Below are 14455 nucleotides of genomic sequence, written 5' to 3' on the forward strand. Positions count from 1 at the left end.
TCGGCCGGGCGCTTTTCAGCCCGGCTTTTACCGGCCGACCAGCGCCTCGCAAGGGCCCCGAAGTCAAGCCCCAATCGCTATCGTCGCGCAGCGGCGATGACATGACCCGGCTCGTCAATGCCCACGCGACCACCCCACCAAGGCGACCACACGCACGCAAGGCGACCACCCCGCTGGAACGCGAGCGAACAACGCCAGCCGACCCGCACAAGCCGACCCGCACCCGAAGCGACCCCAGCCCTACCCGTTGTCCCGGAACTTCAGCCACCGAGAACTCAACGAGTCCCAAATCTCCTGGTACCGCTCGAACATCTCCCGAACCCGCTCCACGTCCACCTGATCGGCCGGAGTGGACGCGACGTAATAGGCCAGGTCGTCCTCCAGCCGGTGGAACCGATAACTGGCCTCCTCCATCAACACCCACAACGACCGCCAGGCGAAGAACGGCTCCAAAGCGGACACCACGGTGACCACCGCCACCAGCGAGAACGCCGTGCCCGTCCAGGGGTCGAGGTTCTGCAGGCCGAGGATGATCGTCGACACCGCCGAAAGCACCAAAGTGGTCAGTCGGACAGTTACGGACTTCCACCTGAACCGCTGCTTGCGCGAGCGGGCGTAGGCGTGCCCTCGGGAGATCTGTCCCTGCAGGTGTTGCGCGAGTTCCAACGGCTTCAGGCCGGACGGCAAGTCGGTCACGGCAAGACAATAGTTTCGAGGTACGTTCCCCCGCGTGCAGTTCGATGGACCGAGAACTTTGCTGGCCGTCCACGCTCACCCCGACGACGAGTCGCGGTCGACCGGAGGAATCCTGGCCCACTACGCCCGTCAGGGCGTTCGGATCGTCCTCGTCACGTGTACCGGTGGCGAACTGGGTGACATGCCGGGCGGCGCGAAGCCCGGCGAGCTGAACCACCACCCGCAGGCGGTCGCCGTGCGGCGGCGGGCGCAGCTCAACGCCGCGTGCGACGTGCTCGGCATCACGGACCTGGAACTGTTGGGGTACCACGACTCCGGCGAGACGGGTGAGGTGCCGCCGGGCGCGTTCTGCTCCATTCCGGTCGAGACGGCGGCGGGGCGGGTCGCCGCGCTGATCGAGCACTTCCGGCCGCAGGTCGTCGTGACGCACAACCACCACAACCCGCACCAGCACCGCGACCACGTGCACGCCGCCAGGGTGGCGCACCACGCGGTGAAGGAGACGGGGATCCCGGCGAAGCTGTACCTGGAGTCGCACGACAGCCTGGCGACGACCAGGGTCGACACGTCGCACGTCGCCGACCTCAAGCGCAAGGCCTTGTACTGCTACGAAAGCCAGTCGCTGATCGGGAAGCTGACGGCGCAGCAGAGGTTCGCGGCCGAGTCGTACATCCGCGCCTTCGACACGACGAACGCCCAACTGCCGGAGACCGACCTGTTCGCCGGCGTCACGAACCACGGGCCGGATCTGCCGCGGTGGTGAGAACCCTGCTGGTCGTGCTCGCGGACGACCTCTCGACGACCGCGGGCACGCTCGCCCTGTACGCGGGCCGGGGCGTCAGAACCGTGGTCCACAGCCAGAACGAGGACGTCCGCAAAGATGCCGAACGGCTCGGCGCACACGCTGAGACGGCGGACCCGTACGACCTGATCGAGGAGTACCGGCCGCAGGTGGTGGTCTGCGACCACAACGGACCGCTCAGAGCCACCAAGCTGGCCGTGTACCGGACGGGCATCCCGGACAAGTTCTACCTGACCGCCACCGAGGGGGCGACGGTCGTCGAAGGGGCGTCCGGAGTCCAGGAGCACTACTACCGCGACCTGGACAGGACGAACGCCCCTCTGCCGGAAACAGACCTGTTCGCCGGACTGTCTGAAAAGGACTAACGGCGGCCGAGTGACGTGCAGGTCAAACCGGCACGGCGCAGGACGTCGGGGTCCAGGAGGTTGCGGGTGTCGACGACCACCGGCTGCCGCACGGTCTCGGCCAGGCGGGACCAGTCGAGCGAGCGGAACTCCGGCCACTCGGTCAGCACGACCAGCGCGTCGACGTCCTTGGCCGCCACGTACGGATCGTCCACAACGGACACCGCGCCCAGGTCGCTGCCGCCGGTCAGGGCCGGGTCGTAGCCGACGAGCTCCGCGCCCGCCTGCTTCAGCAGCGCCGCCACGGCCAGTGCCGGCGAGTCGCGCAGGTCGTCGGTGCCCGCCTTGAACGTCAGGCCCAGCAACCCGAGGCGCACGTGCGACAGCGAGCCGCCGCGCTTGCCGGTGACGGCCAGGCGCACCTTCTCGACCATCCGCTGGCGCTGGCGCTCGTTGGTGTCGATCGTGGCGCGCAGCAGGCGGAACTCGAAGTCGGCGGCGTCCGCGACCTGGAGCATGGCGTGCGTGTCCTTGGGCAGGCACGAACCACCCCAGCCGGGGCCGGGGTTGAGGAAGGCCTGGCCGATGCGCTTGTCGTAGCCCATGCCCTCGGTGACGTCCGTGATGTTCGCGCCGAGGCGCTCGCACAGCTCGGCCACCGCGTTGACGTACGAGAGCTTCATCGCGAGGAAGCAGTTGGCCGCGTACTTGACCATCTCGGCCGAGGCCGCGTCGGTCAGCACGGTCGGCGCGCCCAGGCGTGCGTACAGGGCGGCGACGCGCTCGGCGGCGTCCTGCTGGTCGCAGCCGACGACGATGCGGTCGGGGTTCAGGAAGTCGTGCACGGCCGAGCCCTCGCGCAGGAACTCGGGGTTCGAGACGACGGCGACGTCGTCGCGGCGCAGCAGCTCGGCGGTGCGGATCGAGGTCCCCACCGGCACCGTGGACTTGTTGACGATCACCGTGCCGGACGGCAGCAGGTCGCGCGTCTCGTCCACAACGGACTCGACGGCCTGCAGGTCCGCGATGCCGCCGACACCCATGGGCGTGGGCACGCAGAGGAACACGACCTCGGCGTCGGCCACCGCGGCCGAGGCACCGAGGACGAACGACAGGCGACCAGAAGCCAAACCCTCGGCGACCAGTTCCGCAAGACGCGGTTCGAGGATGTCGACCTCACCGCGCGACAGCCGCTCGACCTTCGAGGCGTCGACGTCCGCGCACACCACGCGGTGGCCCAGCGAGGCGAGGCAGGCACCGGTGGTCAGACCGACGTAGCCCGTGCCGACGACAGCGATCCTTCTGACGAACATCATTCTCCCGTTCGGGTCACGGCGAACGCGCGGAGCACGGCGTCGTCGCTCACGTCGATCATCTTGTTGCCCCACTGGTCGGTGCCCGCGCCGAGCTCGGGCCTGCCGTCGGGGAACGGGCCGCGCGAGGCGAAGCCGGTGAGCCCGTCGAACACGGCCACGTAGTTCTCCGCCTGGGGACGCCAGTCGAGCACGGCCTCGCAGCGCCGCCTGCCCTCGAAGCCGAGGCGCGCCCGGCGTTCCGCGTCGTCGAGCAGGTCGAGCAGCGACGTCGTGAAGCCCTCGACGTCACCCGGTTCGACCAGCACGGCGCACTCGCCGGCGGACACCACGGTCTCCTGCAACCGGTACGTGACGACCGGCAGCGCGTAGGCCATGTACTCCATGGTCTTGTTCATAGTGGACACGTCGTTCAAAGGCGACAACGGATCCGGGCCCAGTCCGACGGAGGAAGTCGACAGGTAACGGGTGATCTGTTCGGGCCCAACCCGTCCGGTGAACTCGACGTACGGATCGAGTCCCCAGGCCGTGGCCTGCTTCTTCAGGTCCTCCAGGCAGTCGCCGAAGCCCAGCAGCGCGAACCGGACGTCGGTGCGGCCGCGGTCGAAAACAACTCTCCGTGCGACTTCGAGGACGCCGTCGACGCCGTCCTGCGGTCCCATGATTCCGAGATACGCCACCAAGTGTTTGCCGCCGCGTCGGAGTTCGTCCACGCCCTCGACAGGCCGCATCACGGTGGTGTCCGGGCCGGAGCGCACGACGGTGGTGTGCTCGGGCGGCACGTCACCGCGCGTCCACGCGATCTTCTGGTACGAGGTGTTGGTCGACGTCACCCGGTTGGCCGTGCGGAACGTGCGGCGCTCCAACCACTTCAAGATCCGGTACTGCGCCTTGCCCGCGATCCCCTTCGGCTCTCCGAAGCGGGACAGGAACACCTCGGGGTTGAGGTCGTGATGGTCGAAGACGAACTTCACGCCACCCAGCCGCCACAGCAGCGCCAGCGCCCAGTAGGTGTCTGGCGGGTTGCACGCCTGCATGACGTGGAATCGCCTGCGGGCGCGGACCTTCACGCTCAGCAACGCCGTGCGCACCCAGCAGTACAGGAACTCCCACGCATAGCCCAACGCGCCCTCGGCCTGGGGCGGCGGAGCGTACTTGTAGATGTGCACTCCGTCGAGCAGTTGGTAGGCGGGATCACCCGGACCCTTGGGGCAGATCACCGAAACCTCGTAGCCGGCGTTGGTCAGGGCACGGCATTCCAGCCACACCCGGCGGTCCAGCGGCACAGGCAGGTTCTGCACGATGATCAACACGTGAGGCGATGACGTCACGCCTTGGTTCTCGTTCGAGAGGCCGAATCGGTTACACACGCGCGTGTCCGGTGGGCGGAACGGCCACACCTTCGCTGTTTCTCGTAACGGAGGTCGCGAGGCGCTCGATGTAGGCGCAGAGGCCCGAATAGCGAGGAGTGGTTGTGGAGCGGTCGCCTGTCGCGGTGGTCATCGTCACCTACCAGAGCGAACAGGTCATCGCCGGATGCCTGGACTCGTTGCCGGACGGCGTGAAGGTGATCGTCGTCGACAACGCTTCGACCGACGGCACGGTGGCGGCCGCCACTCGCCCCAGCGTGGAAATTGTGCGCAGCCCGGTGAACGGTGGCTACGCCGCCGGTGTGAACCTGGGCATCAAGGCCGCCGAGGGCCACGACGTCCTCGTGCTGAACGCCGACATCCGGTTGCACGCCGGAGCCGTGGAGACACTCCGCGCTGCCGGCAAGCCGATCGTGGTGCCGCGTCTCGTGGACGAGACGGGCGCGCTGTCGCTCTCACTCCGGCGCAAGCCCAGCGTCGCCGGTGCGTTCGCCGAGGCTCTCATCGGTGGCGGGCGGGCCGGCTCGATCGGTCTGGGTGAGACGGTCACCGCCGCGGTGGCCTACGAGGGCGCGCACGCCGCCGACTGGGCAACGGGCTGCGCCTGGCTGATCACCAGGGAGACCATCGAGGAGCACGGCCTTCTGGACGAACGGTACTTCCTCTATTCGGAGGAGACCGAGTACATGATGCGGGCCGGCGGGGTCTGGTACGAGCCGCGCGCGACGATCACGCACATCGGCGGCGAGGTCTCCACGAACGCCCGGCTGTGGTCGATGCTCACCGCCAACAAGGTCCGGCTGCACCGCGAGCTGCACGGGCGGTTCGCCGCGTTCTTCATGTGGCTCGCCATGGTCGCGAACGAAGGGCTTCGCGCGCGTTCGCCGAAGCACCGCACCGCGTTGAAGGGGCTGTTCGGAATGGGCCGCTGGCCGGAGGAGACGAGTTCCGAAGGGCCGAGCTACCTGTGCTTCTCGGCGCAGGACTGGTGGTACCACAACCGGGCGCACTCGGACTTCCAGCTGCTGCGCCGCGTCGCGAAGCACCGCAAGGTGTTGCTGGTCAACAGCATCGGCCTGCGGATGCCGTCGCCCGGCAAGAGCACGCAGTTCCTGCGCCGGATCTTCCGCAAGGCGATGAGCGTCGCGAAGCTCGTGCGCCGTCCGATCGAGGACACGCCGAACTTCTACGTGATGACGCCCGCTCCCCTGCCGTTCTACGGCAAACCGTGGCTGCGCAGGCTGAACTCCGTGCTCGTGCGCACGCAGGTGAAGGCGGTCTGCTTCTTCCTGCGCATGGGCACGCCTGTGGTCGTCGCCACCATTCCCACCGCGTGGGACGTGGTGGAGCCCATGAGGACCAAGGGCCTGATCTTCAACCGCTCGGACCGGCACTCCGCGTTCCCCGAGGCGGACCAGGGCACCATCGCCGCGCTGGAGAACCAGCTGCTGTCCAATTCGGACACAGTGCTGTACGTCTCAAGAGCCCTCCAGGAGGAGGAGTCGAGGCTGACCGGTGACCGTGCGCACTTCCTCGACCACGGCGTGGACGTCGACCACTTCACCCGCCGCACCGAACTGCCCTCGGACATCGCGAGCATTCCCGGACCGCGCATCGGGTTCTTCGGCAGCCTCGACGACTACCTCGTCGACTTCGACCTCATCGAGAAGGTCGCGCAGGAGTTCCCCGACGCGTCCGTGGTGCTGATCGGCGACGCCACCTGCTCGATGGAGCGCTACGACAAGTACCCGAACGTGCACTGGCTGGACTTCCGGTCCTACGACCAGATCCCCGGCTACGGCTCCGCGTTCGACGTGGCGCTCATGCCGTGGCTCGACAACGACTGGATCAAGCACGCGAACCCGATCAAGATGAAGGAGTACCTCGCGCTGGGCCTGGGCGTCGTCTCGACGGACTTCCCCGAGGTGGAGCGGTACGGCGACGTCATCCGGATCGCCAAGGGCGAGGCCGACTTCATCGACCAGATCCGGCTCACGCTCAAGGACGGCGGCCTGAAGACCCCGGCCGAACGGCGTGCGGCCGTGCTGACCGCGTCGTGGGACTCCCGTGCCCGCGAGCTCATGCAGATCGCGGAGGACCGCTGATCATGTGCGGCATCGCAGGCATCAGACGGTTCGACGGCACGCCCGTCTCGCGTGAGCTGCTCGCCGAGATGGCGAAGCGGCTGCACCACCGCGGCCCCGACGACAGCGGGTTCTGGGCGGACGGCCCGATCGGCTTCGCGCACACCCGGCTGTCGATCATCGACCTGGCCGGCTCACCGCAGCCGATGGCGGGCGCGTCCGGCACCACGCAGATCGCGTTCAACGGCGAGATCCTGAACTACCGGCAGCTGCGCTCCGAGCTCACCTACCCGTTCCGCACGAACGGCGACACCGAGGTGCTGCTGGCGCTGTACGAGCAGCACGGGCCGTCAGCGGTTGCCAAGCTGCGCGGCCAGTTCGCCTACGCGATCCACGACGCGAAGACCGGCGAGACGCACCTGTTCCGGGACCGCCTCGGCATCCTGCCGCTCTACTACTACGCCGACGCGAAGATGTTCGCGTTCGCGTCCGAGATCAAGGCGCTGCTGCCCGCGATCGGTGCCGCCGAGGTCGACCAGGAGTCGCTGCACGACTACCTGGCGCACCGGTCCGTCCCCGCGCCGCACACGCTGGTCCGCGGCGTCCGGAAGGTGCCGCAGGGCCACCACCTGGTCGTGTCGGCGTCCGGCGAGGTGCGGACCGAGCCGTACTGGGAGCTGCCGCGCGAGTCGGAGATCCGGAAGGTCACGCCCGAGGAGGCCGTGCGGCTCGTGGACGAGGCCCTCACGGCCTCCGTGCGCGACGCTCTGGTCGCGGACGTGCCGGTCGGCGCCTACCTGTCCGGCGGGGTGGACTCGTCGCTCATCACGGCTCTGGTGGCCCGCGAACGGGGTGACGCGGAGCTGCACACGTTCTCCGCCGGCTTCGGCGACCCGCGCGTGGACGAGATCCACCACGCCGAGAAGGTCGCGAAGCTCGTCGGCAGCCACCACCACAACGTGATCGTCACGGCCGACGACTTCCGCGACAGCTGGGCCAAGCTCTCCTGGCACCGCGACGCGCCGCTGTCCGAGCCCGCCGACGTGGCCGTGTTCCGCCTCGCCGAACTGGCGCGCAGGGACGTGAAGGTCGTGCTGTCCGGTGAGGGCAGCGACGAGCTCTTCGGCGGCTACCCGAAGTACCGCTTCGCGCTGCCGACCCGCCTGGCCGGTGCCGCTCCCTCGTTCGCGTTGAAGCGCCTGGAGAAGGCACTGCCCGCCTCGAAGGCACGCCTGGGCATCGCCCTGCGCGCCATCGCCGAGCCCTCCTACGCCGAACGCATGCGCGGCTGGTTCGCGCCCTTCACGGTGTCCGAACGGGCGGCGTTGCTCGGCGGGCCCGCGACCAGGTCCGTGCTGGCGCCGTACGAGAACGGGCGCGGGGACGCGTTGCGGCGCATGCTCTACGCCGACTCGCACACCTGGCTCGCGGACAACCTCCTCGAACGCGGCGACCGCATGTCGATGGCCGCGTCGCTCGAACTCCGCCCGCCGTTCCTCGACCACCGCGTGGCCGAGCTCGCGTTCTCGTTGCCCAGCAACGTGAAGGTGCGCGGCGGCACGACCAAGTGGGTCGTGAAGGAGGTCGCGCGCCAGCACCTGCCTGCCGACATCGTGGACCGGCCCAAGTCGGGCTTCAAGGTGCCGCTCGACGCGTGGTTCCGCGACGGTTTACGTGACATGGCGTACGACCTGCTGACCGGGCCCACGTCGTTCGTGGGCAAGACCTTCGACCGCGCGGCCGTCCGCGCACTGCTCGACGACCACTCCTCCGGTGACCGCAACGAGCAGCCCCGCATCTGGACGCTGCTCTCGCTAGAGGTGTGGCACCAAACGCTCAGCTGGTAGGACGGCACATGAACAGGGATTTCGCGTTCGTTTCCCAGGCAGGTGGGTGATCTCGTGTACGTCGCCTCCTCCCGCCCCGCCAAGACCGACTTCCGCACGAGGCTGCCGGGCACGGTCTTCGCGCTCGGCACGGTCAGCCTGCTGACCGACATCTCCTCCGAGATGGTCACCGCGTTCTTGCCGGTGTACCTGCTCTTCACGCTCCAGATGAGCTACCTGCAGTTCGGTCTGCTCGACGGCATCTACACCGGCGCGACCGCCGTGCTGCGGCTCGTCGGCGGGTACGTGTCGGACAAGGCCAACCGGCACAAGACGGTCGCGCTCGCCGGTTACGGCCTGTCCGCCGTCACGAAGCTGGTGTTCCCGGCGGTGGGCGCGTCCACGTTCGGCATCGGCGGCGTCCTCGCGGCCGACCGCGCGGGCAAGGGCGTCCGGTCCGCCCCGCGCGACGCCATGATCTCGCTCGCCACCCCCGCCGACTCGCTCGGCGCGGCGTTCGGCGTGCACCGCACCATGGACACGATCGGCGCGCTGCTCGGTCCACTCGCGACGTTCGCCCTGCTCGCCTGGGTCACCACGCACCCGGAGCCGGTGTTCGTCATCAGCTTCTGCTTCGCCCTGCTCGGCGTGATCGTGCTGGCGTTCTTCGTGCGCCAGCCGCCGAAGACCGAGAGCACCCGGCAGGTGTCGATCAGGCGGTCGCTCGGGCTGCTGCGCTCGGCAGGCGTCCGCCGCACCACTATCGCCGCGGCGCTGCTCGGCTTCGCCACGATGTCCGACGCGTTCGTGTTCGTGATCCTGCAGAAGGTCTCCGGGCTGAGCCCGATGTGGCTCACGCTCATGCCGGTCGGCACCGCGCTGATCTTCCTGCTGGCCGCGACGCCGCTGGGCGCGCTCTCGGACCGGATCGGGCGCTGGCGGATCTTCTACCTGGGCCACGTGCTGCTGCTCGGCGCCTACGCCCTGCTGCTCGGCCCGGTCACCGGCTGGCTGCTCGTCGTGCCGGTGCTCCTGCTGCACGGCCTGTTCTACGCCGCCACCGACGGCGTGCTGATGGCGCACGGCGCCACCATGATCGACCCGGAACTGCGCGCGTCCGGGCTGTCCATGATCCAGACCGGGCAGGCGCTGGCCCGGTTGCTCTCCTCCATCGGGTTCGGTCTCATGCTCACGTTCCTCAGCTTCGGCACGTCCGTCCTCATCGGACTGGTCGCACTGCTCGCCTCGCTCCTCACCGTCCGCGTGCTGGTGAAGCCGTGAACCGCCGGCTCACCGGCGTGATCGCCATGGCCGCCGTCGTCGTGTTCGGCGTCGCGTACGTCGTGTGGACGCTGAACAAGCCGAGCTCCGCCTCGTCCGGCAACGCCTCCGCGGCGGGCCTGAAGTTCGTCGAGCAGAGTGACGGGCGCAACACCGTCGACGAGCTCGCGCCCGACGGTGCGCGCACGACCGGTTCGTTGAAGTGCCAGCGGTTCTACACCGCGGCGGGCACGACCTCGTGCCTGCGGCTGTCCGGTCCCGGCCCCACCTACGAGGTCGCGGTGCTGGACTCGTCCGGCACGGTGCTGAAGACCGTGGGGCTGCCCGGTGTGCCGAGCCGCACGCGGGTGTCGGACTCGGGCAAGATCGTGTCGTGGACCGTGTTCGTCACCGGCGACTCGTACCTGGCGCCGGGTGGCTTCTCGACCCGCACCGGATACCTGAACCTGGCCGACGGCACGGTGGTGGAGTCGCTCGAACACTTCACGGCCTACTTCGACGACACGGCCCGCGCCCACGAGAACTTCAACTACTGGGGCATGACGTTCGCCGACGACGACAGGACGTTCTACGCGACCCTCGGGTCGGGCACGCAGACGTGGCTCGTCAAGGGTGACGTGAAGACTCAGGAGGTGCGGACGATGCGCACCAACGCGGAGTGCCCGTCGCTCTCGCCGGACGGCAAGCGCGTGGCGTACAAGAAGCGCGGCGGCACGCTCGGCGCGTGGCAGCTGTTCGTGCTGGAGCTGGACAGCGGCAAGGAGACGCGGCTGCCCGGCACCGACGGCCTCGACGACCAGGCAGCCTGGCTCGACGGCAACACGCTGGCCTACGCGAAGGTGCCGCAGGCCCAGGCTCCCGCCATCTACGCCTCGGCGGCCGACGGGACGGGCGAACCCCGCATGCTCGTGGAGTCCGCCTCGTCACCGTCGCCGCGCTGAAGCCTGTGCGGCTCGCACCGTTGCGAGCCGCTAACTGGGCTTGTTGACCGCCTTGCCCGAGTCGGACGTGTTGTTCGACCACGAGGCGATGGCGACGTTCTTCTCGACCAGGACCTCGCCCCAGCCGCCGGTGGTCGGGCCGAACTTGTTGTCGGTCACCACGGCGCCGCTGATCGGGCCCTCCAGACGCATGATGTAGCCGCCGCCCGCGAGGAAGTTGCCGACCACCTGCAGGTTCGACGCGCCACCGCCGCCGGGCTGCACGAACACCGCGCCGTTCTGGTGCGTGCCGTCGTACGCGACGCCGTCCGGGCCCTCGATGTCGATCCGGTTGTTGCGGATGATCAGGTCCGGGCCGCCGTAGCTCTGGATGCCGTCGTTGTGCGTGTTGTTCGGGTACGTGCCGATCCGCGCGAGGTCGTGGATCCAGTTCTGCTCGATGAGGCTGCGGCCGGGGCCGTTCTGGATGCCGTCCGGCGTGCCGGAAATGTCGTTCCTGCGCAGCGTCATGGTCGAGTCGCCGTGGACCGCGCCATTGCCCCACGTGTTGCCGGGGGTGTCACCGGCCTTCCAGCGCAGGGTCGAGTCGGAAATGTCGAGATGACCTTTCAGACCGAGCACGGCGGACTGGCTCGAACGGTTTCCCTCGACGATGGAATTGCGGATCGTGAGCGTCCCGCCACCCTGGAAGGTGATTCCACCCTTCACGGAAACACCGTCCAGAACGAGGTCGTTCGCAACCACCTGGAGCTGACCGGCGTTCCACTTCGTGCCCGCCGGCGCGTTGCCGGGACCGTCGATGACCTTCAGCGCGGCGGCGTCGCCGCGGAAACCGACGGAGCCGGGCGCGGGAACGGTGCCGGCCCCCGGCGCGCCCACGGGTGGCGCGGGCGGCTTGGGCGGCCCTCCCGTCGCCTTCGGCGGGGTGGTCGTGGTGGTCGTCGGCACCACGGAGCTGCTGCTCGGCGCGGCGCTGGACGAGGACGTGCTGCTACTGGGAGTGGTCGGGTCCGACGTCGGCGCTGACGTCGGCAACGCGACGTCCTTGCCGGAACCGCAGGCGGCGGTGAACGCGAGAACGCCAGCAAGTGCGATGGACGCGGCGTACGGCCTCCTGCGGGCCGACGACCGTGCTGACCTCTCCGGGCTCGCCGACCTGATCAGTCGTGCGGACATGAGTTCCTTTCGAAATGGACTATTTCATCCCCAGACGTCCCCGGACGTGCGACCGCCCATCGGACGGCGGCCACCCTAGACACAGTCACGCGCAGATCTCAACACGATCACGAAAATTGGAACGGAACGACATAAGAATCATGAATGACATCGCGACGCACGGTGACGAAATGGCTCGATATCGCAACCGCCGGCGGCGCATCTTAGCCGTGGCACCACGGGCACACCAGGGTCGTGCGCCACCGGCCTCGCTGGCATCCCAGACAGCGAACCTGAGGTTGATCACGTCCTGTAACAGCGGCAGGCAGGACATCGATCTCCTAATCAGTTGGGGTCACTTCTCCGTTGGGACGCGGATGGATTTGTGGAAGACGATTCTGGTGCTGCTGCGACGCTGGTATGTCGCGGTGCCGGTCTTCGTCGTTTCGTTGGGACTCGCGGGCGGGGCCTACGCGGCCGTGCCACTGCGATGGGAATCATCCGGAACTGTCGTGCTCACCACACCCGCCTCCGGTGCCAGCAGTGAGGCGGCCAAGCAGCGAGGGCTGACCAACCCGTTCCTCGCGTTCGACATGAGCCTCGGCGTCACCGCCGCGATCCTCATCCAGAACATGAAGGCGCCGTCCGTGCAGGACGAGCTCGGGGTGGACGGCAAGGACTCCACCTACGAGGTCACCGGCCCGGAGATCGGCACGCCGTTCATCCACGTCGTCGCCGAGTCGACGACCAAGGAGGGCGCGTCCGACATCGTCAAGCGCGCACTGGAGCGGATCAACAAGGACCTCATCGACCGGCAGACCGCGCTGCAGGCGCCGCCGAGCACGTTCATCCTGGTCGAACCGGTCGCGCCGCCCACGGAGGCGGAACCGCTGCGAGGCGGCAAGCTGCGCGCCATGGGTGCCGCGCTGGTGCTCGGGATCGCCGCGATGCTGACCGGCGCGTACGGGATCGAGAGCTGGTCGCTCGCCCGCAAGCGCAAGCGCGAGGCCGAGGAGCGCAAGACCAAGGCCGCGACGCCGGGTGGCACTCCCCCGGCCGAGCAGAAGAACTGGTCGGAGCCGACCATGCGGATGGAGCCGGCCAAGACCGGGTCCAAGCCTGCGCGGTGAGACCGGTGCGCCTGTCGTCGCGGGGGCTCGTCCTCCCGCCGCAGGAACTGAACGGACCGCGCAGGTACGGCAGGGTCGACGGGGCGACGCTCGGCTGCTTCTTCGCCCTGTCGCTCACGGTCATCCCGGCGCGGCTCATCTTCAAGGGACTGCCGCTCGCGCTGACGCCGGCGATGCTCATCGGCCTCTTCATGGGCGTGCTGTGGTTCTGCGCGCAGATGGTCGACACGCTCGGGGTGGCCAAGGGCCGTAACGCCGTGCGCACGTCGATGTTCCTCTTCGCGCTCTCGCAGGTGGCGACCTTCGGCTACTCGACGTACAGCTGGCTGCCCAACGACGAGCTCAAGGCGACCGACCGCACGTTCATCACGATGATGGCGTTCGTGTGCGTCGGCATCGCCGTGTGCGACGGCGTCCGCGGCCTCGCGCGCATCGACAAGGTGCTGAAGTTCCTCGTCAGCGGCGCCACGTTCATGGCGATCGTCGGCATCCTGCAGTTCCTGCTGGCGTTCGACCTCACCCAGTACCTGATGTTCCCCGGCCTGAAGCTCGCCGGTGAGATCTCGTTCGTGCTCGACCGGGCCGGTTTCCGCCGCCCCGCCGGCACCGCGGAGCACCCCATCGAGTTCGGTGTGGTGTGCGCGATGGCGGTACCGCTGGCGCTGCACTACTCGTTCCGCGCCATGGACTACGGCGGCAAGCACTGGCGCTGGTGGACCTGCACCGCGATCCTCGGCCTGGCCGCGACGCAGTCGTTGTCGCGCTCGGCGATCCTCGGCCTCTCACTCGCCGGCCTGATCCTCATCCCGCACCTGCCCAAGGGCCGCCGCTGGAAGGCCGTCGTCGCGGTCCTCGGGTTCGTCGCGGTGCTGCGGGTGGCGGTGCCCGGTCTCGTCGGCACGCTGATCGCGCTGTTCACCAACATCGGCGTCGACCCGTCGATCGACAGCCGTGAGCGGGGCATCACCCGCGCGGGCCAGGAGATCGCGGAACACCTGTGGCTCGGCCGCGGCCTGGGCACGTTCCTGCCGACCAAGTACGGCTACCTGGACAACCAGTACCTCGGCACGATGGTGATGGCGGGCATGGTCGGGCTCGCCGCGCTGATCTTCCTGTTCCTCGCGGCCGGGTACGCGGCCATGCGGGCGCGGATCACGTCCGACGACCCGAAGGTCCGCGACCTCGGCGTCACGCTGGCCGCCTCGCTCTCCGTCCCGGCCGTGTCGGCCGCGACGTTCGACCTGCTCGCGTTCTCGGTGGCGACCGGGTTCGCCTTCCTGCTCATGGGCGCGAGCGGAGCTCTGCTCCGGGTCGTGCGCGAGGAGAAAAGCATGAAGGGGGTGCTGGTACTTCCATGACCACCGTTGTGGACGTCCGCGCGCACGACCGGACCGGTTGCCGGGGAACGGGTTCGCCGCGGTCGGGGGCCGCCGGCAGGACGCCTCGCCGGTCCGGTACCACCGACACCGCGCCTCGGCGCCGACGCGCCACCGGCACCATGCCACCCGCCACC

At 68.8% G+C, this 14455-nt stretch carries 12 protein-coding genes; 8 read left to right on the top strand and 4 right to left on the bottom strand.

The genetic code is table 11. The features are described from left to right. Positions 1–240: 240 nt before the first annotated feature. Positions 241–696, bottom strand: a complete 456-nt coding sequence (locus ACFWN2_RS15725) for an SLATT domain-containing protein (protein ID WP_382428076.1) — start codon at positions 694–696, stop codon at positions 241–243. 34 nt (positions 697–730) lie between these two features. On the opposite strand from ACFWN2_RS15725, the gene ACFWN2_RS15730 reads away from it, so the two are divergent. Then, positions 731–1459 (top strand): PIG-L deacetylase family protein, encoded by a 729-nt coding sequence (locus ACFWN2_RS15730; RefSeq protein ID WP_382428078.1) that lies wholly within the window; start codon positions 731–733, stop codon positions 1457–1459. Next, positions 1456–1863: a hypothetical protein gene (locus tag ACFWN2_RS15735; RefSeq protein WP_382428080.1), complete on the top strand. Its 408-nt coding sequence runs from the start codon at positions 1456–1458 to the stop codon at positions 1861–1863. Before ACFWN2_RS15730 ends, ACFWN2_RS15735 begins: the two co-directional genes overlap by 4 nt. Here the strand turns inward: ACFWN2_RS15735 and ACFWN2_RS15740 are convergent. Together ACFWN2_RS15740 and ACFWN2_RS15745 are read right to left on the bottom strand one after the other, a co-directional pair. After that, a complete protein-coding gene (locus ACFWN2_RS15740) occupies positions 1860–3155 on the bottom strand; it encodes a UDP-glucose dehydrogenase family protein (protein ID WP_382428733.1) in 1296 nt (431 codons plus the stop codon). The genes ACFWN2_RS15735 and ACFWN2_RS15740 overlap by 4 nt on opposite strands. After that, complete coding sequence (locus tag ACFWN2_RS15745) at positions 3155–4486, bottom strand: glycosyltransferase family 4 protein (RefSeq protein ID WP_382428081.1); 1332 nt, start codon at positions 4484–4486, stop codon at positions 3155–3157. The genes ACFWN2_RS15740 and ACFWN2_RS15745 overlap by 1 nt, the downstream gene beginning before the upstream one ends. Positions 4487–4629: 143 nt before the next feature. Here ACFWN2_RS15745 and ACFWN2_RS15750 point away from each other — a divergent pair, with 143 nt between their 5' ends. The 4 genes from ACFWN2_RS15750 to ACFWN2_RS15765 are packed head-to-tail and all read left to right on the top strand — an operon-like array spanning position 4630 to position 10657. Beyond that, entirely contained in the window at positions 4630–6630 is a 2001-nt protein-coding gene (locus tag ACFWN2_RS15750; RefSeq protein WP_382428082.1) for a glycosyltransferase, read from the top strand. Positions 6631–6632: 2 nt separating this feature from the next. Then, positions 6633–8456 carry an asparagine synthase (glutamine-hydrolyzing) gene (gene asnB, locus ACFWN2_RS15755; protein WP_382428084.1) on the top strand — a complete coding sequence of 608 codons (1824 nt, stop codon included), beginning with the start codon at positions 6633–6635 and terminating at the stop codon, positions 8454–8456. 54 nt (positions 8457–8510) lie between these two features. After that, positions 8511–9716 carry an MFS transporter gene (locus ACFWN2_RS15760; protein ID WP_382428734.1) on the top strand — a complete coding sequence of 402 codons (1206 nt, stop codon included), beginning with the start codon at positions 8511–8513 and terminating at the stop codon, positions 9714–9716. Then, positions 9713–10657 (top strand): TolB family protein, encoded by a 945-nt coding sequence (locus ACFWN2_RS15765; protein ID WP_382428086.1) that lies wholly within the window; start codon positions 9713–9715, stop codon positions 10655–10657. The genes ACFWN2_RS15760 and ACFWN2_RS15765 overlap by 4 nt, the downstream gene beginning before the upstream one ends. Positions 10658–10687: 30 nt before the next feature. Here ACFWN2_RS15765 and ACFWN2_RS15770 read toward each other — a convergent pair whose 3' ends face one another. Then, the gene (locus ACFWN2_RS15770) at positions 10688–11833 is read right to left on the bottom strand and encodes a right-handed parallel beta-helix repeat-containing protein (RefSeq protein WP_382428088.1); all 1146 of its coding nucleotides are present in this window, start codon (positions 11831–11833) and stop codon (positions 10688–10690) included. Between the two features lie 356 nt (positions 11834–12189). Here ACFWN2_RS15770 and ACFWN2_RS15775 point away from each other — a divergent pair, with 356 nt between their 5' ends. Both ACFWN2_RS15775 and ACFWN2_RS15780 read left to right on the top strand, forming a co-directional pair. Continuing rightward, a complete protein-coding gene (locus ACFWN2_RS15775) occupies positions 12190–12942 on the top strand; it encodes a hypothetical protein (RefSeq protein WP_382428090.1) in 753 nt (250 codons plus the stop codon). Between the two features lie 5 nt (positions 12943–12947). Beyond that, positions 12948–14300, top strand: coding sequence for an O-antigen ligase family protein (locus ACFWN2_RS15780; protein ID WP_382428092.1), 1353 nt, complete (start codon positions 12948–12950; stop codon positions 14298–14300). Positions 14301–14455: the final 155 nt, after the last annotated feature.

The sequence above is a fragment of the Lentzea sp. NPDC058436 genome, from assembly GCF_042721515.1.
Taxonomy (GTDB): Bacteria; Actinomycetota; Actinomycetes; order Mycobacteriales; family Pseudonocardiaceae; genus Lentzea.

Excerpts from the sequence above, each read along its gene's own strand:
- ACFWN2_RS15775 (WP_382428090.1), top strand. The coding sequence starts at position 12,190 with ATGGATTTGTGGAAGACGATTCTGGTGCTGCTGCGACGCTGGTATGTC.
- asnB (WP_382428084.1), top strand. The coding sequence starts at position 6,633 with ATGTGCGGCATCGCAGGCATCAGACGGTTCGACGGCACGCCCGTCTCG.
- ACFWN2_RS15740 (WP_382428733.1), bottom strand. The coding sequence starts at position 3,155 with ATGTTCGTCAGAAGGATCGCTGTCGTCGGCACGGGCTACGTCGGTCTG.
- ACFWN2_RS15770 (WP_382428088.1), bottom strand. The coding sequence starts at position 11,833 with ATGTCCGCACGACTGATCAGGTCGGCGAGCCCGGAGAGGTCAGCACGG.